Raw genomic sequence first — 23,566 nt, 5'->3', positions numbered from 1 at the left:
GGGCATCAGGTGGTGGCGGCGCGGTTGCGTTGCCGGCGCATGTGGAAGCTTTCCCCGGTGTAGATCACCAGGCCGCACCAGATCAGGCCAAAGGTGATCAGGTGGGTGTCCGTGAAGGTCTCACCGAACAGGAAGACGGCCAACAGGAACTGCATGCTGGGTGCGATGTACTGCATGAAGCCGACGGTGGACAGCCGGACGCGCCGCGCTGCGCTGGTGAACCACAGCAGCGGCAGGGCCGTCACGGGACCGGCCAGGATCAGCAGGCTGTCCGTCGTCAGGTCGCTGTGCAGGAAATGCCCGATGCCCTCCCAATCCAGGTAGAGGAGGAAAGCCAGGGCTATGGGGGATATCAGAAGGGTTTCCAGAAACAGCCCTTCGAAGGATTCCAACGGCGCCTGTTTTCGGACCAGACCGTAGAATCCGAATGAAAAGGCAAGGGACAGTGATATCCACGGCAGGCCCTTGACCTCCACGGCCATGATCCCGATCCCGATGAAAGCCAGGCCCACACTGATCCAGCGCCAGAGACTGAGCTTCTCGCCGAGGAAGATCATGCCCAGGAAAACCGTGACCAGCGGATTGATGAAGTAGCCCAGGCTCGTTTCCAGCACGCGGCCCGCATTTACACCGTAGATGAAGGTCGTCCAGTTGATCGTGATCAGGATTGTCGACGCGGCCAGCAACAGGAGTGTGCGCCGGTCGTGCAGGGCCGAGAGTATGCGCGGCCAGCTTCGGACAAGCGTGACCAGCAAGGCCAGCAGCAGGACACACCAGATCACGCGATGGGCCATGACCTCCAGGGTGCCTACATGAGCCACGGCCTTGAAGTAGATCGGACCCAGTCCCCAGAAAGAGAAGGCCGCCAGGCCATAGAGGACGCCCACGGTCGCCTGTTTGCGCTCGTTATGCATGAACTAGCCCTCGGCTTTTCCGGCAGTCAGGCGTGCGACGGGGCGGTCGGAGATAGGCCAGTGCAGGGCCGCGGCAAACAGACCCAGCAGGATCGATATGATCCAGACGCTTTCATAGCCGCCCGTATAGTCCACGCTGAGTCCGCCCAGCCAGGCGCCGAAGAAGGCGCCAACCTGATGGCTGAACATGACGATGCCGAACAGGGTCGCCATGTAGCGTGGTCCGAAGATCTGGCCAACGAGGCCACTGGTCAGCGGCACGGTCGACAGCCAGAGCAGGCCGAAGCTGGCCGAGAAGGCCCAGACCATGGGTTCCGTCTTGGGCGCGATCATGAAAAGGCCGATAATCAGGCTGCGGGCGAGGTAGATACCTGAGAGCAGGTACTTCTTGCGGAATCGTCCGCCCAGCGTACCGGCCCCCATGCTGCCGATGATGTTGAAGAATCCGATGATGCCCAGGGCCGTGGCCCCCGTGAAGGCCGGCAGGTTGAAGGAGACGATGTAGCCGGGCAGGTGGGTGGCAATGAAAGCCACGTGAAAACCGCAGACGAAGAAGCCAGCCGTCAGGAGCAGGAAGCCGTTATGCCGATAGGCTTCCGTGATTGCCGCGGACAGGCTTTGGGCATCGATGCCGGTCTGCTGTTCCGGTCGGCCGGCGAGCGAGGCGGCAGAAAACACCATGATGAAGGCGAGGGCGGCCATCAGGATAAAGGTCATGCTGCCGCCAAAGCTGTTGATCGATGCCTGGGTGGCCGGAAGAAGGAGAAACTGTCCCGCTGAACCGCCGGCTGAGGCGATGCCCAGCCATGTGCTGCGTTTTTCCTCCGGTGCGACCCGGGCCACGGCCGCCAGGACCAGTGGAAAGCCGGTTGCCGCGACGCCCAGTCCGACCAGGAGGCCGCCGCCCAGATGGACCATGAGGGGCGAATCCGCGAATGCCAGCATGGTCAGTCCTGCGCTGTAAAGCAGTCCGCCCCCCACAAGGCAGCGGCCTGTTCCGTAGCGATCGGCGAGCATGCCGACAAATGGAGTTGCTGCGCCCCAAAGCAGGTTTTGCAGGGCAATGGAAAGAGAAATGCCGGAAATCGATGTTCCGGAGGACAGGTGCAGGTGGTCTATGAAGAGCCCGAAGGTCTGGCGCAGACCCATGCTGAGACTCAGGATCAGGGCGGCCGCTATCAGGGCTACCAGAGGTGTCCGCCACCAGGCCTGTCGCATCTCCGCCGTCCTCGTCCGCGTGTTGTGAATCGGGGTTTTCTTTCTGGCCGGAGAGACTATCTGATCCACGGTTTTTGGCCAGAAGTCACGCGTTCATGGCTGCCATGCAGAACGCAAAAAAGGAACGGCGGCCGAAGCCGCCGTTCCTTTTTAAAATGCCAAGTCGTCCTGTAATAGGATCAGGCTGCCTGGGCGCCTTCCACCGGCTGGTTTGCGGCCGGCTTCATGGGACGATTCCATTCCGTGCGAAGCTTTTCGCCGACTACACTCTTGCTCGACTTCGTAGCTGTATTGGTCTGAGCGGCCGTGCGGCTGGCCTTGCGCTCGCGCATGATCCGGTCCAGGGCCGCATCCAGGTTGTCCTGCGGGTTGATGCCAATATCGAGCAGCATGCGATCATCCAACTCCGCAATGCGACGGCGGGTCTCGCGACGCAACCGGGCGTGGGCCAGCTGCTCGCGCAGACGGGTCAGATAACCCTTGGCTTCTATGCGCGTTGCCTGGACGCCAGTTTCGCTCAATTCGCGTGCCACGCTGTCGATCTCGGAGCGTGTCATGCCAATGTCCGCAAGGCTGCGATCGCTCAGCTGGCTCAGCTCGCGATAGGTGCGGGCATAGAGGGCCTGCCGTGCAGCGTAGGCACCCAGCTGCTTCAGGCGAAGCATGCGGACCATACCGCGTGCTGCCCTTCCAAGCATGTCAGCGGTTGCCTGGGCACGCAGGCGGTGGGCCTGCTCGACAACCTGCTGAACGTTCATCGGCTGGGCGAGAGTCTTCGCTCTGTTCAGTTCCGCCAGTTCAACTTCCGTTAGCCGTGTCATTTTTCTCGACCTTTCAAATTTCGGCATTGCAACAATTCCGGGCGTGGGTCGGAGTATCGGCCCGAAACGCTGTGTTTGTCGCCCTTACAAGGAGAGAGATATTCCTCTTGACAGCGACTTAACAGCAGTCTTTTTGCACCGCAGCAATGCTTGGCGGACATGCCTTGTCCTCCCGTCATGACAGCCTGTGCACAACGCATGGCAGAGCCCGTGGAACTACGGTATCGCCCTCCGCCGGGACCGGATTCAGGATAGCGATTTAACCGAACGGTAACTTGTTCTAGCCTTGGTGCATGACAGATCACAGCAAGCAGAAATCCCGACTCGCCGCCCTGAGAGCGGAACTCCGTCTCAGGGGCCTGGACGGTTTCATCGTTCCCCGCTCCGATGAGTATCAGGGCGAATATGTTCCCGCTTCCGCCGAACGCCTGGCCTGGCTGACCGGTTTCACTGGCTCGGCCGGCTTTGCCATCGTTCTATCCGATGCCGCCGCGGTCTTTGTCGATGGGCGCTACACACTTCAGGTTCGCAATGAATGCGATCCCGAGATCTGGAGTTACCGCCATGTGGTGGACGCGCCGCGCCGGGCCTGGTTGGATGAGCAGCTGCCCGAAGGTGGGCAGCTCGGCTATGATCCCTGGCTCCACAGCCAGAGGGAAGTGGATGCGCTCAAGGCGGAATGCGAACGTGTCGGCGGCTATGCCGTGGCCTGCCCCGACAATCCGCTGGACAGCATCTGGGACGACCGGCCTGAGCCTCCGTCTAGCCGTGTGGAGACTCACCCCTTGGGCTTTGCCGGAGAAAGCGTGGAGAGCAAGCGCCAGCGACTTGCCGGCGAGTTGAGCGCGAACCAGGAAAATGCCGTTGTCCTGACCCGCAGCGATTCCATCGCCTGGCTCTTGAACGTCCGGGGCACGGACGTGCCGCACTGTCCACTGGCGCTGTCCTTCGCCATTCTGCATGCAGATGGGACAGTCGACTGGTTCATCGATTCCCGGCGCATTCCGGATGAGGTCGCGGACAGCCTCGGCTCAGCGGTACGTATACATCCATCCAACGAATTCGCAGGGGCACTGGGCGATCTGAGTGGGAAGACCGTGCGCCTGGAGCCGGAGAGCGCGGTGGCCTGGATCTTCGACCGCCTGCGTGGCGCCGAGGCCGATATCCGGACCGGCCAAGACCCCTGTCAGCTGCCCAAGGCCGCCAAGAACGAGACCGAAGTCGCCGGCACACGGGCCGCACACCTGAGGGACGGGGCCGCCTTGTGCCGCTTCCTGGCCTGGCTCGATGCGGCCGTGGACGAGGGAGGTGTGAGCGAGTTGGAGGCGTCACGCCGCCTGCTGGAATTCCGGAGCAGTGGCGAGCATTTCCGCGACACCTCCTTCGAGACGATCTCGGGCTCCGGTCCGAATGGCGCCATCGTGCACTACCGGGTGACGGAAGAATCCGACCGCCACTTGCAGCCGGGCGAACTCTACCTGGTCGATTCCGGCGGCCAGTACCTGGACGGAACCACGGACGTGACCCGCACCTTGGCCATCGGGGCGCCAAGCGAGGAAATGGTCCGGAACTATACCCGGGTTCTGAAGGGCCATATTGCTCTGGCGACTGCCCGTTTTCCTGTGGGGACCACCGGGGGACAGCTGGATGTCCTGGCCAGGCGGCCATTGTGGGAGGTGGGCCTGGACTACGATCACGGCACCGGTCATGGCGTAGGCAGCTACCTGAACGTCCATGAAGGCCCGCAGCGCATTGCCAAACGCCCCGATAGCGTCGCCCTGCAGCCCGGCATGATCCTGTCCAACGAACCCGGCTACTACAAGACCGGGGCTTACGGGATCCGCATCGAGAACCTGGTGGTGGTGCAGCCGGCCGAACAGGAGGGCGAGCGGTCCATGCTGGAGTTCGAGACCCTGACTCTGGCGCCCCTGGATCGCCGGCTCATCGAGTCCAGCCTGTTGACCCGAGAGGAAAGGGACTGGGTGGATCGTTACCACGCCCGGGTGCTGCGTGAAATCGCGCCGCAGGTCGATGCAGAGACAGGTCGATGGCTGGAGGCTGCGACCCGGCCGCTAGGGGGATAACGCCGATCAGCGTCCCAGGCTGGCCATCAACTCGCGCCATTCGCGGGGGGAGAGGCCGCTGGTTTCCTGGACTACCTCTTCACCGTCCAGCATGCGGCGCAGGATCTCGAGGCCCTGCTTCGAGATATGCGTTCCGCCCATGACGTAGTCGGTGAAGGCCTCGTAGGCCAAGGGCGTCCAGCGCTTCACGGTTTCCAGCATGACTTCTGCATAGGCGCGAATCTCGTACTGGGCATGTGGGTCGGCGCGCAGGGAGAGGAAGTGCAACAGGTTGTGCAGGTCCACTTTCCAGTACCACTGGGTATAGAAGTTGACTGGCAGGTTCATGCGCGCCAGTTCTCGCGCCAGACCCTGGCGGTTCTCGTCCAGGACTTCGCCCTCCTCGGTCTCGTTCAGGATCTTCTCGTAATCGGCATAGGCCCTGCGGGAGTCCGATTTCAGGATATCCAGAACCTCCGTGGCTTCAGCGCCTTCCAGGACATCGCCGCGGCCCTGGCGATTGCTGCGTGACTGCGCGGCCAGGTGTTCGGGAGCTGGAATATAGAATTCCTTGTCCATGACCGAATAGCGCCCGGAGTATTCGTTCACGTTTGCGGTGCGGTGGCGAATCCATTGGCGAGCCACGAAGATCGGCAATTTGATGTGATACTTGATCTCGCACATCTCGAAAGGCGTGGTGTGGCGGTGACGCATGAGATAGCGGATCAGCCCGCGGTCCTCGCTGACCTTGCGCGTGCCCCGTCCGTAGGAGACGCGCGCCGCCTGCACGATGGCGGCATCATCGCCCATGTAGTCGATGACCCGCACGAAACCATGATCGAGGACAGGCAGCGGCTGGAAGAGAATTTCCTCCAGGTCGTCGGAAACGCTGCGACGGGTCTCGCTCCTGCGCGCGCGCGCCTCCTCGATAGCGCGGCTTTGTTCTTCGTCCAGCAGGTGGGCGGCCTGCGGCGCCGATTGTGCTTTCTCGGGCATTGGCTGAATAAATCTCTGGGATGATTGGATTGAAACGAATCTCCCTAATACAGGGGAACCACAATCATAACGCAGTCATCCGGAAAATCCCATGACGAGTTCGAGCAGGAGATTCCGAGGAAAACCCGCAAGGTGGTCTTTTGTCGAACGACCAAAAGGCCTATATAGGAGATACCGGGCAACCGGTTATGGCGCTAAACGGCCATATAGAATAAGCGCAGTGGACCCGGGGGCAGTACCCGGCGCCTCCACCAATTCAAGCCGCCCTGCTGCAACTGCGCAGGCGGCCTCATGGGGGCGAAACAGGATCGACACGCGTGGTAAAAATATGGTCGGCGCTCGGCATGGTACCGCCGTTATCGGGCCGTTAGAATAGTTGCCAATGACAACTATGCTGAGGCTCGCCTCGCCGCGTAATTTGCGGTCGGGTGAACCGATTTAAAGTCCTGGGCAATCAGCCGCTCAGGCGGGGTTTGGGGCGCACCTGGCAACAGAAGCGCCCCGCTTATCATATGCCTGCATGGACAGGCTTCCGCAGGAATGAAGACAGCTATGACCAGGGGAGGCCGCTCGGCCCATGAGCGATGAAATCTTGCGCTACGATCTGATGGTGGAAAACGCCCTGCGCGGCGTGGTGCGTGCTGCGCTACAGGAGGCGGCCACCGAAGGACTGCCGGGCGAGCATCATTTCTACATTACCTTCCAGACCGAACATGAAGGCGTGCATATCCCTGACCGCCTGAAGGAACGTTATCCGGAAGAGATGACCATTGTGCTGCAGCACCGTTTCTGGGATCTGGAGGTGCGTGAGGACGGTTTTTCCGTGACCCTGACCTTCAACGAGATCCCCGAAAATCTGGTGGTGCCCTATGAGGCGGTAACCGCCTTTGCCGACCCCAGCGTGCGCTTCGGCCTGCAATTCGGGAATTCCATCGAAGCCGATGAAGAAATCGACCTGAACAACCCGCTGGATGAAGACATGCCCGAGGCGCCGGCCCAGGATGGCACCGAGCAGGCTGCGCAGGCAGAAGACCTGAGTGAGTCGGCCGGCGAAAAGGTTGTTACCCTGGATCAATTCCGGAAGAAGAGCTGAAGCCGCAGAAGGCTTTTCTTGCCAGACAATCAGATGAAGTGAAGGGCAGATGAAGTGAAGGGCGTCAGCCGCGCTTGCGCATCTGGGCGTCCTGTGCCGGATTCCAGCGGCGTTGGCGTTTGGTCTGCTCGCGTTCGCCAGTGCGACCGGGAGCCGTCTTGCGCGAGGACTGGCGCATGGCACCGACGAATTCCTTCATCCGGCGCTTGAGCTCCTTGCGTTCGTCCTCGGACATCTGTGCAACCGTCTTGCCCGAGAGATCTCTTTGCCGGATATCGTCCTGCATGATACCGACTCCACCATGGTCGCTGCTATTGTGAAGAGACTGTAACAGCAAAGTTAACGACGGGTGAAGAGCCGATCGTTTTTTATTCCGCTTGAGCGTTTCGCGACTCACGCCGGCGGTGGAACTCGATACCGGCCGCGCCGGCATTCCAGTAGATATCGGGTTTGCGTATTCGCACGCGGCAGGCCTCCACACGCGAATCCTGAAAACAGACGTCGGCAAGTTCTTCGGCCAGGGTCTCCAGCAGGTCGGTATGCGGGCGCTCCTGCCAGGTCATCAGGTATTCATACAGGCGATTGTAATCCAGGACATCATTGATGGATGTGCCTTCATGCCTTTCCTGGCGCATGAAGCAATCCACATCCACCAAGACACGCTGGCGCTTGTCCGGATGGCGTTCCCACTCGGCGATTCCGACCTTCAGGTTCAAGAGCACGTCCTGCAGGAACATGCGGGTGTAGCTGCTCTGCTCGGGATTGAAGGCCATGGGCTCGCTCTCGCTGCTGTCCTGAAGTCTTTTCGTGTCCTCAGTCATGCCGTACCGGATGGCGTGTGACTGTCGAGGGGGTGTTCCTGATAGCGCTCTCCCCCGTCGACAAAGAGAGTCTCGCCTGTCACCACGGGCGAGTCGAGCAGATAGACGAGGGCACGCACAATGTCGTCAGGCCCTGGACCCGTGCCCAGGAGGGTCTTGCCCTGCGCCTCGCGGAACTGGGCCTGGCTCTGGCCGTTGCTGGGCAGGGTCAGGCCGGGCGCGATGGCGTTGACCCGAACGCGCGGCGCGAGACTTCGGGCAAGCATGGCGGTCATGTCTGACAGGCCGCATTTGCTGAGCGTATAGGTGAAGAACATTCCCGTCGGCGCTGCCACCCGCTGGTCCAGCATGTTGATGATGCAGCCTTGACTGTCCTGGGGCAGTTGGTTGACCAGTGCCTGACAGAGCAGGGCCGGGGTGCGCAGGTTGATGGCCAATTGCTGCTCCCATTGCTCAAGAGTAAAGTCCTCCAGGCTGTCCTCGCGGTAGAGGGCGGCATTGTTTACCAGGCAATGGACAGGGCCCAGGGCGCTTCGTGCCTTTTCCAGGATGTGGGCCGCGGCCGACTCCTCCGACAGGTCCGCGGAAATCACCACGGCCTTGCGCCCCAGCCTGTGACAGTCCCTTGCCAGGTTCTCGGTATTCTGGACGGAGTGGTGGCAATGCAGGGCCAGGTCGTATCCCCGTTCTGCCAGGGCCAGGGCCATGGCGTGGCCCAGGCGCTGGCCGGCGCCGGTAATCACTGCGTTCTTCATGCTTTGCCTGCCTTCAGTTCCAGGATCCTGGCGTTGTCGGTCATATCGAGGAACTCCTCAAGTGTTCGACAGCGTCCTTCATCAAGATAGCGCTTGAAGATGCGATTGCTGTTCAGGTTGGCCTGGAACTCTTGCCAGGCCACCTGCCGAATCGCGTGCGAAAGTGGAATCCGGTTCTGCTCCAGGCGGTGCAGGATCTCCAGATAGCCGCGTTCAGCGCGTTCTGCCGTGTCGGCTGAATGGGTCAATGAGCCTTTCGTCTTGTAATAGAGATACAGGCTTTCCGGGTGCAGATGGAATGCGCGAGCGCGGGTCATCAGTTCCAGGTTGAACAGGACATCGGAACAAAAGGGCACGTCGCTCCAGCCGTCACCGGCCAGGTCGCGATGGAAGACCGGAAAAAAGGGGATTCGGGGTGTAAGAATGTCCCGGGCGGTCAGGGGAAATGCTTTTGAGGCCTGGGGGAAGGGACGCTTGTAGAGCCGTCCCTGTTCGTCATGGACCGCCGTATTGTCAACCACGGCGCCATGCATCCGTGCCAGGGGCAGGAGACGTTCCAGGCGGGTTGGCGCGAAGGCATCATCGGCGTCGAGGCATGCGAGGAATTCACCGCAGGAGGTCCGCAAGGCGGCGTTTCGTGCGGGGCCGTCTCCACTGCCGTAACCGCCGGTATGGACCTGCCGAATCCGGCTGTCGGGATCCGGGAGCCGGTTCAGGTAATCGACCCCGTCATCGGAGGCAATAATGGCTTCCCAGTCGGTGAAGGTCTGCTGGCGCAGGCTGTCGAGGGCGCGCTGGATCGTCGCTTCCGCACGGTAGGCTGGCAGGAGGATGCTGAGGACGGGAGGCAATAAGGACACCATGGACGCACTATGACTGTTGCTGGTTATATACACCGTGCGCCGTCGCTGGCCAGTGGGGGTGTTTATGGATTGGCTTGCGGCGCATGCGTCTAGTCGAGCTGATTCTGCAAGCGTATAGGATATGTCATGGACCCGACCCTGTTGCTGGTTTCCGCGATCGCGGCTGCCATCTATGTCATCACGCCCGGCCCGGCCGTACTGGCCCTGCTGAGCATCGGCGCAGCCAGGGGGCGTTCGGCCGGGGCTGCCTTCCTGTTCGGTCATCTGGCCGGTGATGTGCTCTGGGCTTCCTTGGCCTTGCTGGCCATCATCGGGGCGCGGACCATCGACCCGCGTTTCTTCGATCTGCTGGGTCTGGTCTGCGGCCTGTACCTCTTCTACCTGGGCCTGCGGGCCGTCCTGGCACGGCGTTCCGAGGATGGCAGCCTGGATACGGGGCCAGTGCAGCCTTTGCGCCGAGGCCTGATCCTGGGAATCACGAATCCCAAGGGCTATCCCGTTGCCGTGGCCATGTTTACCGCCCTGCTGGCCGATCACAGCGGAAGCCTCACTTGGCAGGGGGCCCCGGTGTTGCTGCTCGCCGCCCTGGTCGGCTTCCTGCTGGCGGATCTCTTTCTCATCTGGCTGACGGGTCTGGGCCTCTTGCGCCGTTTCTATCGCCGACACGAAATCTGGATCGTGCGCGCCACTGGCCTGTTGTTCATCGCCTTTTCCATCCAGGCCTTTGCGGCCTCGCTGCCGGGCTTGCTGGGGCGCCGGGGATAATGCTTTTTGTGAGGAGAGGCCGAGGATCCTGCGCTTGCTCAAGGCAACCGATGCAAAACACATTGTACACTTTCACGCTGAACATAGCTGTCATCGCAGCGCTGCTGCTGTTACCTGTGCAGGCGGTCGGGCAGGATCACCTGTCGGAAGATTTCATGAAAGCGGCCCGAACTGCGGATATCCTCATTCTGGGGGAAGTGCATGACAATCCACGCCATCACGAGATCCAGGCTCAGGTTGCCGGCGCCCTGCAACCGGCGGCGTTGGTCTTTGAAATGATTCCCAAGACCCAGGAGGCCGAAGTCAACCGCTTGCGGCAAGCAGGAGCAACGCGCGCGGAACTGGCCAGCGCCCTGGATTGGGAGAACAGTGGCTGGCCGGATTTTGCTTTCTACGCAAAGATCCTGGAGGCAGCTCCCGAGGCACGGGTTATCGGTGGCGAGCAGCCGATCGAGGAGGTGCGCAAGGCGATGAGCGAGGGGGCAGCGCAGGTGTTCGGTTCCGAAGCCTCGACCTATGGATTGGACGAACCACTGGAAAGCCATGTACAGGAGGCACGCGAGCAGCGGCAATACTCTGCCCACTGCGAGGCGATCCCGATGGAGATGTTGCCCGGGCTCGTCGAAGCGCAAAGGTTTCGTGATGCCGGCCTGGCTGATGCCACCCTGCGGGCACGGGCCGCCACCGACGATGGCCTGGTGGTCGTGATCACGGGCAACGGACACGCCAACCTGGACAGCGGACTCCCTGAGGCGCTGCGCTTTGCGGCCCCCGAGTTGGAGGTGGTGAGCCTGGGGCAACTGGAGGCCGAGCCGGACTCGAACGCGCCTCCACCCTATGATTTCCATCATGTCAGCGCCCCGCCGCCTGATCGGCCCGATCCCTGCGCCGAGTTCAGCGAGAGCGCCGACTAGATGCGGAGCCTCAACGGCTTGTCTCTTTCCTCTGACTGTGATCTGTGCGTCTCAGGACAGTCGAAAACTGGTCTCGGGAGTAGGTGATTCAGCCATTGATTGGACAGATTGTGGGCCTGTTGGCCCTGGGGCTCTGTATTGCCGCCTTTGCGAACAAGCGCGACGACAGGCTCCTGTTGATCCTGATCCTCGCAAACGTTGCCTTCGCGACTCAGTTCTTCCTGCTGGGCGGCTGGGTCGCCGGGGCAATCAGCTGCCTCATTGTGCTACGCATCCTGCTGGTACGCCGCTTCAAGAAGAACTGGTATGTGATGGCGAGTATGCTGGCGGCAACCGGGCTTGCCGCACTCCTGACCTGGCAGGGTCCGCTGGATGGCGTCCCGCTCTTGGCCGGTTTGATCGGGACCTATGCGATGTTCATGCTGGATGGCATCCCGATGCGTGTCTTGCTGGCCTTCGCGGCTGCTTGCTGGTTGCTGGCCAACCACCTCTCGGGATCCGTCGGGGCCATGATCGCCGAAGCCCTGATCCTGGTCACCAATGCTGTGACGATCTATCGACTCTACCTGGATAAAGCTGAGCTCACCGCCAATCAGGGAAGCGCAAGTCGCTGACTATCGAGAGAGCCGCTCATTCCGGAACGTAGCGCGGATAGGTCGCCTTGCTGTGCCGGGCAAAGTCCAGATCTATTTCTGCCGTTGCGAAGGGCGTTTCGCGGCTCGTCCTGGTCAGGACATTTCCTTCCGGATCGATGACCCAGCCCAATCCGCCGCAATTGGCCTTGTCGCCCGGCGGGCACCAGAGGTTGGAGGACAGGCTGTAGGCACCTGCGCAGACTGCCGCCGCCTGGCCGCCGGCAAGCCATTTCTCTGTCGAGCCATGCGGCGTGACCCGGGGGATGCAGAGAATATCCGCTCGTGATGCAGCGTAATGCCGGGCCCATTCGAAGAACCACATTTCGGTACAGATCTGGACGCCGATCCGCATACCAAGCGCACGCGCCAGATCGAAGCGCCTGGGGCCGCGGTCGTACCAGTGGTGTTCCCAATAGCCTTCCTCGTCAGGCAGGTAGTATTTCTCGCGAATGCCAACCGCGCTGTCCGTTTCCTGGTTCCAGACATAGGCTTCATTCCTGCGGCTTCCCTGGGCGGTGACGATAGGTCGGGTTCCCAGGGCCGCCTTCGCGTTCAGCCTGGACAGACTTGATATCTGGTGACGGTGCGCCTCCACTGACGCCAGCCATCTGGATTCACTGGCATCCTTGTCCGCAGCAAGCCAGGGGCTGAAGCAGAGTTCCGGCAGTAGCAGGAAATCGCTTTGTTCGCGCTCGATATGGGCGGCCAGCTGTGCCAGGCCGTCCTCGAGATGCTCTTCTCTCGGATCGAGTTCGCAAACCGTAACTTTCATCGTGGTAAACCTTTCTAGAAGACTGCGCCGGGAGTCCGGACTCTTGCTAAGAGCATGCAGGCATATTTCCAAGCCTGGTTACGCTAGAAATCCGGTTGCGAAGAAAGGTTCAATGATTTTCAGGCAGCTGATTTCCGATTTGCATCCTGTGCGATGCGCTCGACGGTTTCCGGCTCTCGTTCGATGATCTGGAGGAGCAGGCGTGCTGCGGGATCCGGCTTTCTCCTGCCCTGTTCCCAGTTGTTCATGGTCGATGCAGGAATTCCGAAACGCTCTTCGAAGACTTTCGCAGAGGAAGCAAGCTTCTTTCGTATGGCCCGAATCCGACTTGCCGGCATCGGATCGATATTGACTGTCTCAAGGGCAATCTCGCCGCGCTTCCAAGCGACCGCTTCTTCGAGGCCTTCAATGATGCCGCTTCCAATGTCCTTCTTGTCCGTCATTCCTGAAGTTCCTTCATCAGCCTGATGATCTGGCGTCTTTGCTCAGGCGAAATATCCTCTTGATCTGTTTTGGCGTACGCATAGAGCATCAGGATCACATCCTCTGCCAGCATGACGTAGTAAATTGCTCTGCCGCCAGGATTGGCGGGTCAATCGGGTGCGTGAACAGATTGAGACCGGTTTAGACTCCCCGCGCTAAGTCCTTGATATTTCGTGGCCACAATCGGCCTCAAAGTCTAAACCGAAGCAACAGAATCAATCGGTTTGCAGGTACCATTCGTATTCCTGGGGCGAGATCAGCCAGTCGAACTCGTCGTACTCGGCCTCCTTGCATTCGGCGTAGAGCGAAGGATAGTCGGCGCCCAGGTAGTCGGGCAGGATCTTGGAGCGGCGCATCTTGTCGATGGCGCGGCGCGGGCGCATGGGCAGGACCGTGTCGAACTTCTCGCTGGCGTTGCCCTCGTGGGGCGTGCCGGGATCGATCTCGTTGACGATGCCGTGGTGTATGCCGGCCAGCATGCTGGCCAGCGCCAGGTAGGGATTCGCGTCGGCACCGGCGACCCTGTGCTCGATACGCCGGGCGTGAGCCGGGCCGAGCGGCACGCGCATGGCCACCGAGCGGTTCTCGAAGCCCCAGCTGCGCGTGACGGGCACGAAGATGTTGGGGGCGAAGCGTCGGAAGGAGTTCACGTTGGGCGCCAGGAAGGCCATGGACTGGGGCAGCAGGTCGAGCAGGCCGCCGATGGCATGGCGCAGCGTCGGGCTGGCAAGTTCATCGCCACCGTCCAGGACGTTGCGTCCTTTCTTGTCCAGCAGGCTGACGTGCATGTGCATGCCCGAGCCGGCTTCGCCGGGATAGGGCTTGGCCATGAAGGTGGCCTTGTGTCCGTGGCGGCGGGCCACGCCCTTCACCGCCCGCTTGAACAGCACGCAGTCGTCGGCGGCCTTCAGGGCATCGTCCACATGGCGCAGGTTGATCTCGAACTGTCCGGGGGCGTACTCGGCGGATATGGCTCCTGTGGGGATGCTCTGCGCCTCGCAGGCCCGGCTGATGTCGCGCAGCAGGCCGGAAAATCCGTCCACCTGCTCCATGCCATAGACCTGGGTACCCGATTCCCTTAGGCCCGTCAGGGGCGAGATGGGTGGCTGCGGGGCATTGCCGTCCAGGCGTTCACGATCCAGCAGGTAGAATTCCAGCTCGAAGGCCACGACGGGCGTGAGTTCCAGTTCGCGAACCCGTTTCAGGACGCCGGCCAGGATGTTGCGCGGCTCGAAATAGAGCGGTTGCTCCTCGGCGTTGTGGAAGGTCAACAGCAGCTGTGCCAGTGGGGTGTCCGACCAGGGCACCGGCACCAGGGAGCCGGGAAGCGGATGGGCGGTGCAGTCGGGATCCCCGTCGCTGAAGCCCTTGCCGCCCGGGTCGTGGCTGTGCCCCATGGTGTCCAGCATGAAGACCGAGGCCGGGAAGGCGACGCCGTCCTGCATGACCTTCTCCAGGTCCTCCACGGGATAGCGCTTGCCCCGGATGACACCGGAGAGATCGGCCAGGAGTACGTCTATCGCTTCGGTTTCAGGATAGCGCGCCAGGAATGTGGCGCTTTCGGAAGAGGTGGCGGAGCTGTCCGGCATAATGATCGCATTGCTGTGAAACCTGCGATCATCTTCGCCCGACAGCCCCGCAATAGGCAATGGCTGTCTGGTCGTGACCGGTGCTAATCGATCTCGGCGATGGCGTCGATTTCCACGGCTGCATCCAGTGGCAGGGCGCCGGCGGAGACGGCTGCGCGGCAGTGGGTGCCAGCCTCTGCAAAGACCTCGGCCATCAGGTCGGATGCGCCGTTGATCACCTTCGGTTGGTCCTTGTAGCCGGCCCCGGAATTGACGAAACCGCCTAGGCGAACAATGCGTTTCACGCGGTCCAGGTCGCCGTCACAAGCGGCCTTCAGCTGGGCGATGATATTGATGGCGCACAGGCGGGCTGCGGCCTGGCCCTCCTCGAGCGAGATCGATTCACCCAGCCGGCCTTCGTACTGCAGCTTTCCATCCTTCAGGGGCAACTGGCCGGAAACGAAAACCAGGTTACCGGTGGTGACAAAGCCCACGTAATTGGCCACCGGTGCTGCCGGTGTGGCGATCTCGATGCCGAGGTCCGTCAGGCGTGCGTCGACTGTTCCGACCATGTTCCTATTCTCCTTGGGTGGGTTGGACGTGGATGAATGGCGCGCAGGCTAGAAAGAAAAGCTCCAGGCGGCAAGCAGCCATCACAGGTAGGGGAGCGGTAAGCCTACTGGTCTTCCACCGGATCTTTCGGTTCGACCTGTGCCGACTCGCCGTCTTCGTTCAGGCAGTCATCGACCCATACGTCATAGACCGGATGCTCCAGAGCGGAAACAGCGGGAGAGGAGGCAAACATCCACCCGCTGAAAACTTCCTCGCGCGACGCATTGATGGGGACTTCGTCTATCTCAAGGAAGGCAACCGATTCCGGTTCTTCCTCGGGGCGCGTCTTGCGACAGGTGCGCGCCGTGATTTCCAGCGAACCGAAGGTGACGGTTTCGTCAACCGGAGCTTTGAAGTTCGAGATACGCGCGGTGATCTTGTTCAGGCCCTGCAACTGGGCAATGGGGTAGGGGTCGCCCAGCGGTTCGCTGTCCTCTTGCTCCTGTGCGGCCGCAGCCATCGGCCACAGCAGAGCAAGGCAGCCTGCCATCCAGGTGTGACGGGAGAAGATGCTTGGAACCATTGCCATGGCGAATGCTAGAGAGAGCCGCTGCTGAAGGGGTTGTCACCGGAGCTGTCTGTGTTGGAGCTGTCGCCTCCATTGCCGGAACTGCCGCTGCCAGCGCCGCCAAAGACAAAGCGGCCGATCAGATCCATAAGGTTCATGGCCCCCTGGGTGTACTGGATGCGTCCGCCGGGTTCGATGTTGTCCTCGGCGCCGCCGGGTGAGAGCGAAATGTAGTTGCTGCCCATCAGGCCGTCGCCCGTGATCTTGGCCGAGGTATCGCTTGGCAGTACGACGCCGTCCTTTATGGACAGCGTGACCTGCGCCAGGAAGGTGTCGTCGTCAAGCTTGCGGTCCACCACCGTCCCGACGGGAACACCGCTCATGCGGACTTCCGAACCTGTGTTGAGCCCGCTTGCATTGTCGAAATTGGCCACAACCGTGTAGCCGGACGACGAGGTCGAGAAGTCACTGGCATTGAAGGCAAAGACCAGGAAAGCTGCTGCGATCAGGATGACCACGCCGCCCATGACGGTCTCTATGATGTTTCTGCTCATGCTGCCTGCCCCTGAAAGTCAGACCGTGGTTCCGGCGCCGGTCACTCCGGCGTCCAGGGCTCGTAATCGGCCGTGGTGTGCGGGCGGTGGCCGCCGCGCAGCGTGTGTCCGGGCGGGCGATAGGCCAGTTCGCTGCCGGTGGGGTTGGGCTGGTGGTCCTTCATCCAGGGGCGGCGGGGGATGCCTTCCTTGGGCGGGATTTCATCGGTGGTGTGATGCAGCCAGGCATGCCATTCAGGGGGGACGCGGCTGGCCTCGTCCTCACCGGCATAGATCACCCAGCGGCGTTCATGGCGCAGGGAATCGCGGTGAACCGTGCCGCCCTTGCGATCATGATAATAGCGGTTGCCCGCGTCATCGCGGCCAACCTCCTCACCGTGTCGCCAGGTGAAAAAACGCATGGCCATTCCTGTCATTGATGAAATCCGATATCCGTTGCCAGTACTTCTTCATGCGGTTACACCGCGCGTGTGGCGGAATATAGGCGTTGCGTTACCCCCGCGTCCAGACCTGCATTGACGGAACGGCCCTTTCGCTTGTTCCGGGTGGGCGCTTTGCGGCATCTTGGGTCGGATTTAGGAAAGGAGTGGCATGCCGGATTATTGGCGAGACTCAGGCTACCACCTTCTGGAACAGACACCGGAAGGGCGCCTGAAAGTGACCGACGACTTCCTGCGCGCCTATCTGGTTCGACCTGAAATGCGCCCGCCTGAAGAAGCCTGCAAGGCCGAGCGTCACCTGCACACGGATCTGCTGGACAGCCCCCGCATGACGATGACGGACCAGCGCCTGGAGGCTCTGGCCGATCCCGATGCCGTCGACAACTACAAGGTCTGGGCGGCCTATCGGGCACGCCTGCTGGAAGCAGAGACCCTGGAAGAGGTCTATATGGGCCTTTTCATGCCCAAGGAAGGTGTGACCAACGAGGGGGCCGCCAACGATTCGGGGGTTTCGCCTGTGCCGCCGATCTTCATCGATCACCTCGCGCACGTCATTATGCGGCATATCCTGGGCGAGGATGCCGATCCCCTGGCCGCCCGCGCAGGCGAGCTCTTCTTCCGCGAGCAGAAGGTGACCCTGCGCGAGGGCCAGATCCTGCTGGCCGATTCCGACACCGTAGAGATGTATGCCACCCAGGAGAACAGCGTATCGCTGGGCAATCTTCTGGCGCAATCGGAAGGGCGGGCCCGCTCCCTGGAACTTGATGTCCTCTCACGCGAGAATGCGGATATCTACTGGGAGCGCGATACGCGCTACGACACCGTGCTGCGCATCGATTTCGGCAGCCCGGGGCTGGATGCCTTCTGTCGCACCCTTGAGAAATGGGTGGCGCATTTTCTCGACATTGAGGTGAAGATCCAGCCGATCCCCGAGATCAAGGACGACGCCTGGGTCTGGTATGTGGGCCTGGATGCCGAGGCGACGGCCCTGCTCAACACGCTCTATCGGGGCCAGGAAGCAGGTGAAGACCAGATGTATCGCCTGTTGGGCCTGTTCCGGGCCGAATTCGCGGACAGCAGCGTGGTATTGCCGCAGGTGGCGGGACGGCCCGTATACATGGCTCTGTGCATGGACGAGGTCAATTGCCTGCGTTGCAAGCCGCAGAACCTCTTGTGCAACCTGCCCCTATCAGCGCGCGCATGAGCGGATCATCCGGGGGCGAGGGGGCGGCAACGCTCTGGGCCGGCCGGTCGGCCGCGCTGATATCGGCACTGTGGCTCGGCTGCACGACGACGCTGGCCTGGCTGGTCTATGATGCCGGCGGGGCGCCCATGACCCTGGTGGTGCTGCGCTTCATCTTTGCCATCGGATTCTTCGCGGCGATGCTGCGGTTGAGCAGCGGCAGCTTTCGTTTGCCGCGACAGGATTACGGCCGCCTTCTGGTGGCCGGATTGGCGATTTCCGGCATGACACTGGGGTACATGTCCTCCGTTGCCTATATCCCGGTCAGCCTGGCGGCCCTGATCTTCTTTACCTTTCCCCTGATGATCGCAGCCCTGACCCCCTGGGTGGATCGCATGCCGATCGGTCCGGGGCAGATCTTCGTCTTTGTCCTGGCCTTTGCCGGTCTGGCCATGACCCTGGGGCCGGACCTGGGCAAGCTGGACTGGCGCGGTGTGGCCTGGGCGCTGTTTGCGGCTGTCTCCATCACCTGCCTGCTGTTCCAGTCACGGACCCTGATGACCCGGCATGATCCCTATCTGGTGCTCATGACCGCCAACCTGGTCGGGCTGCTTGTCTGCGGCGGCTGGCTTGTGACGCTCGGCCAGGTGCAGTTGCCTTCCGGAACTCTGGGATTCGCCGCCTTCATCCTGGTGGGGATCTGCTACATCCTGGGCGTGACCTTCCAGTTCCTGGCGGTGCGCAAGGCCGGACCGGCGGACTCGGCCCTTTTCATGAATCTAGAGCCCGTCGTCTCGGTTGTCCTGGCCATGGTAGTGCTGGGCGAAGAGCTGTCCTGGCCGCAACTTGGCGGCATCGCACTGGTGCTCGCAGCACTGGTATTGAGCAGTCTTTCACGACGCAGGATGTCCCGTTCGGTGCAGGATTGAGTCGCGTATTCTGTCAAGGCAAAAGGGTGAAGTAACTTCGTCATAATTCGAGTGACGACAACACCATTCTGTGTTTCAATTTTCTTCTGTCACAATATCTGGTGTCGAGGCTGCGCGATGGCGCAGACCAGCGGGACTCGACACAATGCGAAGGGGACTTGAAGCATGCGCGTTGCTCGGCATTTCACCGAGGAGGGGAAGGACGTCTACGAGAGCCTTCCATTCCGTCAAACAAGCAGTGAGATCCGCAATCCGGACGGCTCCACAGTTTTCCAGGCAAACGACATCGAGGTGCCGGCTGACTGGAGCCAGGTGGCCTGCGATATCCTGGCCCAGAAGTATTTCCGCAAGAAGGGCGTGCCACTTCGCCTGAAGCGGGTCGAGGAAGCCGATGTGCCCGAGTTCCTCTGGCGCAGCGTGCCGGACGACAAGGCCATGTCGGACATCGATCCACAGGATCGTTTTGTCGGGGAATCCCGTGCCCAGCAGGTCTTTGACCGTCTGGCAGGCACCTGGACCTACTGGGGCTGGAAGGGTGGTTACTTCGACACCGAAACCGACGCCCGCGCCTACTTCGACGAGCTGCGTTACATGCTGGCCACCCAGCGCGTTGCCCCCAACTCGCCGCAGTGGTTCAACACCGGGCTGCACTGGGCCTATGGCATCGATGGGCCGGGCCAGGGGCACTATTACTGCGACTATCGCACCGGGGAGCTGAAGCGCTCGGAGAGTGCCTACGAGCATCCGCAGCCGCATGCCTGCTTCATCCAGTCCGTGGATGACGACCTGGTGAACGAGAACGGCATCATGGATCTCTGGGTGCGTGAAGCGCGCCTGTTCAAGTACGGCTCCGGCACCGGCACCAACTTCTCCCGCATCCGGGGCGCGAACGAATCGCTCTCGGGCGGCGGCAAGTCCTCGGGCCTGATGTCTTTCCTGAAGATCGGCGACCGCGCGGCCGGCGCCATCAAGTCCGGCGGCACGACCCGCCGTGCGGCCAAGATGGTGACCGTCGACCTGGATCACCCCGATGTGCAGGAATACATCAACTGGAAGGTCACCGAGGAACAGAAGGTGGCCGCCCTGGTTACGGGCTCGAAGCTCTGCAACGCGCATCTGAACGAGGTCATCCAGGCCTGCCATTCCATGGAAGGCGAGGCGCGCCTGGATCCGAAGCAGAACCCGGCGTTGAAGGCCGCCATCAAGGCCGCGCGCAAGGTCAACATTCCCGAGAACTATGTCCAGCGTGTCATCCAGTTCGCCGGACAGGGCTACAAGGGCATCGACTTCCGGGTCTATGACACCGACTGGGACTCCGAAGCCTATCTGTCCGTCAGCGGCCAGAACTCCAACAACTCGCTGCGCATTCCCAACGACTTCATCGAAGCGGTGCTGAACGACGGCGATTGGCAGTTGCGCAGCCGTACGGACGGCAAGGTGACGGACACCCTGTCGGCCCGCGACCTCTGGGAACAGATCGCGCATGCGGCCTGGGCCTCGGCCGATCCTGGCGTACAGTACGACAGCACGATCAACGAGTGGCACACCTGTCCGGAGTCCGGCCCGATCAACGCCTCGAACCCCTGTTCGGAGTACATGTTCCTGGACGATACGGCCTGCAACCTGGCCTCGCTCAACCTGATGAACTTCCGCTTCGAGGACGGTCGGTTCGATGTCGAATCCTACCGCCATGCCGTGCGCCTCTGGACCATGGTGCTCGAGGTCTCGGTGATGATGGCCCAGTATCCCTCAGCCCAGATCGCCCAGTTGTCCTATGAGTACCGCACGCTGGGCCTTGGCTATGCCAACCTGGGCGGGCTGCTGATGTCCATGGGGCTGTCCTATGATTCCGAGGCCGGGCGTGCACTGGCCGGGGCGCTCAGCGCCATCATGACCGGTGTCTGCTATAGCACTTCGGCCGAGATGGCCCGCGAGTTGGGCCCCTTCTCGGGCTTCGCCAAGAATCGCGAGGCCATGCTGCGGGTGATGCGCAATCATCGCCGGGCAGCACATGGCGAGAGCGAGGGCTATGAGAACTTGCAGGTTACGCCCGTACCGCTGGACAAGGCGCGTTGTCCCGATCCGGCCCTGGCCGTGGCGGCAGGAGAAGCCTGGGACGAAGCCCTGAAGCTGGGCGAAGAGCACGGCTATCGCAACGCCCAGACCACAGTGATCGCGCCCACGGGCACGATCGGCCTGGTCATGGATTGCGACACCACCGGCATCGAACCGGACTTCGCATTGGTGAAGTTCAAGAAGCTGGCCGGCGGCGGCTATTTCAAGATCATCAATCGCACGGTTCCGGCGGCCCTGGCACACCTGGGGTACAGCGAGGCCCAGATCGAGGAGATGATTTCCTATGCCGTGGGCCACGGCACCCTGCACGGGGCGCCGGGGGTCAATCCCGAAAGCCTCAAGGCCAAGGGATTCACGCAGTCGGCCCTGGAGGCCCTGGAAGGCTCCCTTGGCAGTGCCTTCGACATCAAGTTCGCCTTCAACAAGTGGACACTCGGTGCCGAGTTCTGCCGCGAGGCCCTGGGCTTTACCGATGCACAGCTGGATGATCTCGGTTTCGACATGCTGTCTGCGCTGGGCTTCACCCGGCAGGAGGTCGAGGCTGCCAACACCTATGTCTGCGGCGCCATGACATTGGAAGGCGCTCCGCACCTGAAGGACGAGCACCTGCCGGTCTTCGACTGCGCCAATCCTTGCGGACGGATCGGCAAGCGCGCCCTGTCCGTGGAAAGCCACATTCGCATGATGGCAGCGGCCCAGCCTTTCATTTCGGGGGCCATCTCGAAGACCATCAACATGCAGAACAGTGCGACGGTCGAGGATTGCAAGGACGCCTACATGCTGTCCTGGCGCCTGGGGCTGAAGGCCAATGCGCTCTATCGCGACGGCTCCAAGCTTTCGCAGCCGCTGTCCAGCTCTCTGCTGTCTGGCGACGAGCAGGAAGACGAAGAGGAGATGCAAGACCGGGTCATGGAGTCCGGCCAGCCCGACAGGGCCTCTCTGGTGGCGGAGCGTGTCGTGGAGCGTATCGTCGAACGCGTGATCCAGCGCGAGCGTTTGCCGCAACGGCGCAAGGGCTATACCCAGAAGGCCGTGGTCGGCGGGCACAAGGTCTACCTGCGCACCGGCGAGTACGAGGACGGCAAGATCGGCGAGATCTTCATCGACATGCACAAGGAAGGCGCTGCCTTCCGCAGCCTGATGAACAACTTCGCCATCGCGATCTCCATCGGCCTGCAGTATGGCGTGCCGCTTGAGGAGTACGTCGATGCCTTCACCTTCACGCGCTTTGAGCCCTCGGGCATGGTGGAAGGCAACGATGCCATCAAGATGTCCACCTCGGTTCTGGACTACATCTTCCGCGAGCTGGCGATCAGCTATCTGGGCCGCAACGACCTGGCCCACGTGGTACCCGACGACACCCTGCCCGATGCCACCGGGCGCGGGGAAAGCGAAGGCCAGCCCGATCAGGACGTCATGCAGGAACAGGCCGCCGAGGCTGTGCGCCAGACAGTCGAGCGGGTTGCCTCACGTGGCTATGTCCGCAATCGCCTGACGGTCTTCTCCGGCGGTGCCGGTGGTGCCTCGGCCGCCGCCATGGACATGGAGGCCTTGGCCGAGCAGGAGACGGAACCGGCGCCACAGGCCTTTAGCGGCGGTCCCGGTGGCGGCGGTTCCACTGGAGGGAGCACCAGAGGGGGCAGCTCGGTCGGGCGCGATCCCCAGGTGGCCGCCAATGTTACGCGCGAGATCGACAGCCGGATCGAGCAGAGCCGCATGGCACGCATGAAAGGCTATGAAGGCGATCCCTGCGGTGAATGCGGAAACTTCACTCTGGTGCGCAATGGCACCTGCATGAAGTGCGATACCTGCGGGGGCACCAGCGGCTGTTCCTGACGTTTTTTGACAGGCCATGACGAAGGCAGCTGGGAGGTTTCTCTCAGCTGCCTTCGTGTTTCAGTTCATCCAGTAAAGCGGGCAGGTCTTCGAGGGGGATTTCCTCGCAAAGCTCTGCAGTGTCTTTCAGCGCGCGCGACAGCAGGGCCTTGTAATGTTCGCGTGGAATCTCGATGCCGCCGAACTGGCGCAGGTGAGGGGTCGTGAACTGCGTGTCCAGCAGGCTATAGCCGCTTTTCCGCATGCGGAGGACCAGGTGGACCAGGGCCACCTTGCTGGCATCGTTGCGGCGACTGAACATGGATTCCCCGAAGAAGACCGTCCCCAGGGAAACACCGTACAGGCCACCGACCAAGACTTTCTGTCCGTTTTCGTCGGTTTGCCAGCACTCCACCGAATGGGCCATGCCCATGCGGTTCAGTTCGGTATAGAGCTGTTTGATGGTGTCATTGATCCAGGTCTCCGGCCGGTCGGCGGCCGGTTCCGCGCAGGCTTCGATAACCTGGGAAAAGGCTTGATTGCAGGTAACGCGGAATTCCTGTTTCAGGATGCGCCGGCGCAGCTTGCGGGGCACGTGCACGCCATCAAGCGGCAGGATGCCGCGCATTTCGGGGTCGATCCAGTGCAACTCCTGCGCGGTCCGGTTCTCGGCCATGGGAAAGATGCCGAGTGCATAGGCCCGCAGAAGCATGTCTGCCGTCAGCTGCATGAGGAGATTCTAGGCCCATCCGTGCCGTTTTGCCAGTC

Annotated in this window: 24 protein-coding genes and 1 other RNA gene; 9 read left to right on the top strand and 16 right to left on the bottom strand. The window is 61.7% G+C overall.

The features are described from left to right. Nucleotides 1–5: 5 nt before the first annotated feature. From rarD to BP38_RS23260, 3 genes are all read right to left on the bottom strand, one after another. Nucleotides 6–914, bottom strand: a complete 909-nt coding sequence (gene rarD, locus BP38_RS0109925) for an EamA family transporter RarD (protein WP_026987601.1) — start codon at nucleotides 912–914, stop codon at nucleotides 6–8. Between the two features lie 3 nt (nucleotides 915–917). Next, nucleotides 918–2,132, bottom strand: a complete 1,215-nt coding sequence (locus BP38_RS0109920) for an MFS transporter (RefSeq protein ID WP_026987600.1) — start codon at nucleotides 2,130–2,132, stop codon at nucleotides 918–920. Between the two features lie 179 nt (nucleotides 2,133–2,311). Further along, nucleotides 2,312–2,953: an RSP_7527 family protein gene (locus tag BP38_RS23260; protein WP_035724614.1), complete on the bottom strand. Its 642-nt coding sequence runs from the start codon at nucleotides 2,951–2,953 to the stop codon at nucleotides 2,312–2,314. 293 nt (nucleotides 2,954–3,246) lie between these two features. Here BP38_RS23260 and BP38_RS0109910 point away from each other — a divergent pair, with 293 nt between their 5' ends. After that, on the top strand, nucleotides 3,247–5,037 hold the full coding sequence (locus tag BP38_RS0109910) for an aminopeptidase P family protein (protein ID WP_026987599.1): 1,791 nt from the start codon (nucleotides 3,247–3,249) through the stop codon (nucleotides 5,035–5,037). Between the two features lie 6 nt (nucleotides 5,038–5,043). On the opposite strand, the gene thyX is transcribed toward BP38_RS0109910, so the two are convergent. Continuing rightward, entirely contained in the window at nucleotides 5,044–6,012 is a 969-nt protein-coding gene (thyX, locus tag BP38_RS0109905) for an FAD-dependent thymidylate synthase (protein ID WP_051609203.1), read from the bottom strand. Nucleotides 6,013–6,146: 134 nt separating this feature from the next. Here thyX and ssrA point away from each other — a divergent pair. Together ssrA and BP38_RS0109900 are read left to right on the top strand one after the other, a co-directional pair. After that, nucleotides 6,147–6,518, top strand: a transfer-messenger RNA (tmRNA) gene (gene ssrA, locus BP38_RS22230). 71 nt (nucleotides 6,519–6,589) lie between these two features. After that, nucleotides 6,590–7,105 carry an SspB family protein gene (locus BP38_RS0109900; protein ID WP_026987597.1) on the top strand — a complete coding sequence of 172 codons (516 nt, stop codon included), beginning with the start codon at nucleotides 6,590–6,592 and terminating at the stop codon, nucleotides 7,103–7,105. A 64-nt stretch (nucleotides 7,106–7,169) separates the two neighbouring features. On the opposite strand, the gene BP38_RS0109895 is transcribed toward BP38_RS0109900, so the two are convergent. The 4 genes from BP38_RS0109895 to BP38_RS0109880 form a co-directional block, all read right to left on the bottom strand. Beyond that, complete coding sequence (locus BP38_RS0109895; RefSeq protein ID WP_026987596.1) at nucleotides 7,170–7,391, bottom strand: hypothetical protein; 222 nt, start codon at nucleotides 7,389–7,391, stop codon at nucleotides 7,170–7,172. An 82-nt stretch (nucleotides 7,392–7,473) separates the two neighbouring features. Further along, entirely contained in the window at nucleotides 7,474–7,926 is a 453-nt protein-coding gene (locus BP38_RS0109890; protein ID WP_035724611.1) for a dihydroneopterin aldolase, read from the bottom strand. Then, entirely contained in the window at nucleotides 7,923–8,681 is a 759-nt protein-coding gene (locus BP38_RS20025) for an SDR family oxidoreductase (RefSeq protein WP_051609202.1), read from the bottom strand. Before BP38_RS20025 ends, BP38_RS0109890 begins: the two co-directional genes overlap by 4 nt. After that, complete coding sequence (locus BP38_RS0109880; protein WP_026987594.1) at nucleotides 8,678–9,544, bottom strand: glycosyltransferase family 2 protein; 867 nt, start codon at nucleotides 9,542–9,544, stop codon at nucleotides 8,678–8,680. Before BP38_RS0109880 ends, BP38_RS20025 begins: the two co-directional genes overlap by 4 nt. Before the next feature lie 126 nt (nucleotides 9,545–9,670). Between BP38_RS0109880 and BP38_RS0109875 the strand changes: the two genes are divergently transcribed. The 3 genes from BP38_RS0109875 to BP38_RS0109865 all read left to right on the top strand — a co-directional run bounded on the left by BP38_RS0109875 (nucleotide 9,671) and on the right by BP38_RS0109865 (nucleotide 11,837). Continuing rightward, the gene (locus BP38_RS0109875; RefSeq protein WP_026987593.1) at nucleotides 9,671–10,309 is read left to right on the top strand and encodes a LysE family translocator; all 639 of its coding nucleotides are present in this window, start codon (nucleotides 9,671–9,673) and stop codon (nucleotides 10,307–10,309) included. A 50-nt stretch (nucleotides 10,310–10,359) separates the two neighbouring features. Further along, nucleotides 10,360–11,223, top strand: coding sequence for a ChaN family lipoprotein (locus BP38_RS20020; RefSeq protein ID WP_035724609.1), 864 nt, complete (start codon nucleotides 10,360–10,362; stop codon nucleotides 11,221–11,223). 95 nt (nucleotides 11,224–11,318) lie between these two features. Continuing rightward, a complete protein-coding gene (locus BP38_RS0109865; RefSeq protein ID WP_211250289.1) occupies nucleotides 11,319–11,837 on the top strand; it encodes a YgjV family protein in 519 nt (172 codons plus the stop codon). A gap of 16 nt (nucleotides 11,838–11,853) precedes the next feature. On the opposite strand, the gene BP38_RS0109860 is transcribed toward BP38_RS0109865, so the two are convergent. The 7 genes from BP38_RS0109860 to BP38_RS0109825 form a co-directional block, all read right to left on the bottom strand. Continuing rightward, the gene (locus BP38_RS0109860; RefSeq protein ID WP_026987591.1) at nucleotides 11,854–12,630 is read right to left on the bottom strand and encodes a carbon-nitrogen hydrolase family protein; all 777 of its coding nucleotides are present in this window, start codon (nucleotides 12,628–12,630) and stop codon (nucleotides 11,854–11,856) included. 119 nt (nucleotides 12,631–12,749) lie between these two features. Further along, the gene (locus BP38_RS0109855) at nucleotides 12,750–13,073 is read right to left on the bottom strand and encodes a helix-turn-helix domain-containing protein (protein WP_026987590.1); all 324 of its coding nucleotides are present in this window, start codon (nucleotides 13,071–13,073) and stop codon (nucleotides 12,750–12,752) included. A gap of 255 nt (nucleotides 13,074–13,328) precedes the next feature. Next, nucleotides 13,329–14,702 (bottom strand): glutamine synthetase family protein, encoded by a 1,374-nt coding sequence (locus tag BP38_RS0109845; RefSeq protein ID WP_051609201.1) that lies wholly within the window; start codon nucleotides 14,700–14,702, stop codon nucleotides 13,329–13,331. Nucleotides 14,703–14,785: 83 nt separating this feature from the next. Beyond that, entirely contained in the window at nucleotides 14,786–15,253 is a 468-nt protein-coding gene (locus BP38_RS0109840; RefSeq protein ID WP_026987588.1) for a RidA family protein, read from the bottom strand. A gap of 104 nt (nucleotides 15,254–15,357) precedes the next feature. Next, a complete protein-coding gene (locus BP38_RS20015; RefSeq protein ID WP_245602380.1) occupies nucleotides 15,358–15,822 on the bottom strand; it encodes a DUF2155 domain-containing protein in 465 nt (154 codons plus the stop codon). Nucleotides 15,823–15,830: 8 nt separating this feature from the next. Further along, a complete protein-coding gene (mlaD, locus tag BP38_RS0109830) occupies nucleotides 15,831–16,355 on the bottom strand; it encodes an outer membrane lipid asymmetry maintenance protein MlaD (RefSeq protein ID WP_026987587.1) in 525 nt (174 codons plus the stop codon). A gap of 41 nt (nucleotides 16,356–16,396) precedes the next feature. Then, entirely contained in the window at nucleotides 16,397–16,756 is a 360-nt protein-coding gene (locus BP38_RS0109825) for an NADH:ubiquinone oxidoreductase subunit NDUFA12 (protein ID WP_245602379.1), read from the bottom strand. A 190-nt stretch (nucleotides 16,757–16,946) separates the two neighbouring features. Here BP38_RS0109825 and BP38_RS0109820 point away from each other — a divergent pair, with 190 nt between their 5' ends. From BP38_RS0109820 to BP38_RS0109810, 3 genes are all read left to right on the top strand, one after another. Continuing rightward, the gene (locus BP38_RS0109820; RefSeq protein WP_026987585.1) at nucleotides 16,947–17,999 is read left to right on the top strand and encodes a DUF6352 family protein; all 1,053 of its coding nucleotides are present in this window, start codon (nucleotides 16,947–16,949) and stop codon (nucleotides 17,997–17,999) included. After that, entirely contained in the window at nucleotides 17,996–18,907 is a 912-nt protein-coding gene (locus tag BP38_RS0109815; RefSeq protein WP_026987584.1) for an EamA family transporter, read from the top strand. Before BP38_RS0109820 ends, BP38_RS0109815 begins: the two co-directional genes overlap by 4 nt. 165 nt (nucleotides 18,908–19,072) lie before the next feature. Continuing rightward, nucleotides 19,073–22,819: a vitamin B12-dependent ribonucleotide reductase gene (locus BP38_RS0109810; RefSeq protein WP_026987583.1), complete on the top strand. Its 3,747-nt coding sequence runs from the start codon at nucleotides 19,073–19,075 to the stop codon at nucleotides 22,817–22,819. A gap of 43 nt (nucleotides 22,820–22,862) precedes the next feature. Here the strand turns inward: BP38_RS0109810 and aat are convergent, their stop codons facing one another. Continuing rightward, the gene (gene aat, locus BP38_RS20010) at nucleotides 22,863–23,528 is read right to left on the bottom strand and encodes a leucyl/phenylalanyl-tRNA--protein transferase (protein ID WP_035724604.1); all 666 of its coding nucleotides are present in this window, start codon (nucleotides 23,526–23,528) and stop codon (nucleotides 22,863–22,865) included. Between the last annotated feature and the right edge of the window lie 38 nt (nucleotides 23,529–23,566).

The sequence above is a fragment of the Fodinicurvata fenggangensis DSM 21160 genome, assembly GCF_000686045.1.
Taxonomy (GTDB): Bacteria; Pseudomonadota; Alphaproteobacteria; order Kiloniellales; family DSM-21159; genus Fodinicurvata; species Fodinicurvata fenggangensis.
Note: the sequence above shows the minus strand (reverse complement) of the source record. Positions and strands in the feature narration are given on the sequence as shown.

What these genes read in the sequence shown, in the direction of transcription:
- BP38_RS0109820 (WP_026987585.1), top strand. Translation starts at nt 16,947, where the DNA reads ATGCCGGATTATTGGCGAGACTCAGGCTACCACCTTCTGGAACAGACA.
- BP38_RS0109845 (WP_051609201.1), bottom strand. Translation starts at nt 14,702, where the DNA reads ATGCCGGACAGCTCCGCCACCTCTTCCGAAAGCGCCACATTCCTGGCG.
- BP38_RS0109900 (WP_026987597.1), top strand. Translation starts at nt 6,590, where the DNA reads ATGAGCGATGAAATCTTGCGCTACGATCTGATGGTGGAAAACGCCCTG.
- BP38_RS0109890 (WP_035724611.1), bottom strand. Translation starts at nt 7,926, where the DNA reads ATGACTGAGGACACGAAAAGACTTCAGGACAGCAGCGAGAGCGAGCCC.
- BP38_RS0109855 (WP_026987590.1), bottom strand. Translation starts at nt 13,073, where the DNA reads ATGACGGACAAGAAGGACATTGGAAGCGGCATCATTGAAGGCCTCGAA.
- BP38_RS0109880 (WP_026987594.1), bottom strand. Translation starts at nt 9,544, where the DNA reads ATGGTGTCCTTATTGCCTCCCGTCCTCAGCATCCTCCTGCCAGCCTAC.
- BP38_RS0109895 (WP_026987596.1), bottom strand. Translation starts at nt 7,391, where the DNA reads ATGCAGGACGATATCCGGCAAAGAGATCTCTCGGGCAAGACGGTTGCA.
- aat (WP_035724604.1), bottom strand. Translation starts at nt 23,528, where the DNA reads ATGCAGCTGACGGCAGACATGCTTCTGCGGGCCTATGCACTCGGCATC.
- BP38_RS20025 (WP_051609202.1), bottom strand. Translation starts at nt 8,681, where the DNA reads ATGAAGAACGCAGTGATTACCGGCGCCGGCCAGCGCCTGGGCCACGCC.
- BP38_RS0109875 (WP_026987593.1), top strand. Translation starts at nt 9,671, where the DNA reads ATGGACCCGACCCTGTTGCTGGTTTCCGCGATCGCGGCTGCCATCTAT.
- BP38_RS0109910 (WP_026987599.1), top strand. Translation starts at nt 3,247, where the DNA reads ATGACAGATCACAGCAAGCAGAAATCCCGACTCGCCGCCCTGAGAGCG.
- BP38_RS0109815 (WP_026987584.1), top strand. Translation starts at nt 17,996, where the DNA reads ATGAGCGGATCATCCGGGGGCGAGGGGGCGGCAACGCTCTGGGCCGGC.
- BP38_RS23260 (WP_035724614.1), bottom strand. Translation starts at nt 2,953, where the DNA reads ATGACACGGCTAACGGAAGTTGAACTGGCGGAACTGAACAGAGCGAAG.
- thyX (WP_051609203.1), bottom strand. Translation starts at nt 6,012, where the DNA reads ATGCCCGAGAAAGCACAATCGGCGCCGCAGGCCGCCCACCTGCTGGAC.
- rarD (WP_026987601.1), bottom strand. Translation starts at nt 914, where the DNA reads ATGCATAACGAGCGCAAACAGGCGACCGTGGGCGTCCTCTATGGCCTG.
- BP38_RS0109840 (WP_026987588.1), bottom strand. Translation starts at nt 15,253, where the DNA reads ATGGTCGGAACAGTCGACGCACGCCTGACGGACCTCGGCATCGAGATC.
- BP38_RS0109810 (WP_026987583.1), top strand. Translation starts at nt 19,073, where the DNA reads ATGCGCGTTGCTCGGCATTTCACCGAGGAGGGGAAGGACGTCTACGAG.
- BP38_RS20020 (WP_035724609.1), top strand. Translation starts at nt 10,360, where the DNA reads ATGCAAAACACATTGTACACTTTCACGCTGAACATAGCTGTCATCGCA.
- BP38_RS0109825 (WP_245602379.1), bottom strand. Translation starts at nt 16,756, where the DNA reads ATGCGTTTTTTCACCTGGCGACACGGTGAGGAGGTTGGCCGCGATGAC.
- BP38_RS0109920 (WP_026987600.1), bottom strand. Translation starts at nt 2,132, where the DNA reads ATGCGACAGGCCTGGTGGCGGACACCTCTGGTAGCCCTGATAGCGGCC.
- mlaD (WP_026987587.1), bottom strand. Translation starts at nt 16,355, where the DNA reads ATGAGCAGAAACATCATAGAGACCGTCATGGGCGGCGTGGTCATCCTG.
- BP38_RS0109860 (WP_026987591.1), bottom strand. Translation starts at nt 12,630, where the DNA reads ATGAAAGTTACGGTTTGCGAACTCGATCCGAGAGAAGAGCATCTCGAG.
- BP38_RS20015 (WP_245602380.1), bottom strand. Translation starts at nt 15,822, where the DNA reads ATGGCAATGGTTCCAAGCATCTTCTCCCGTCACACCTGGATGGCAGGC.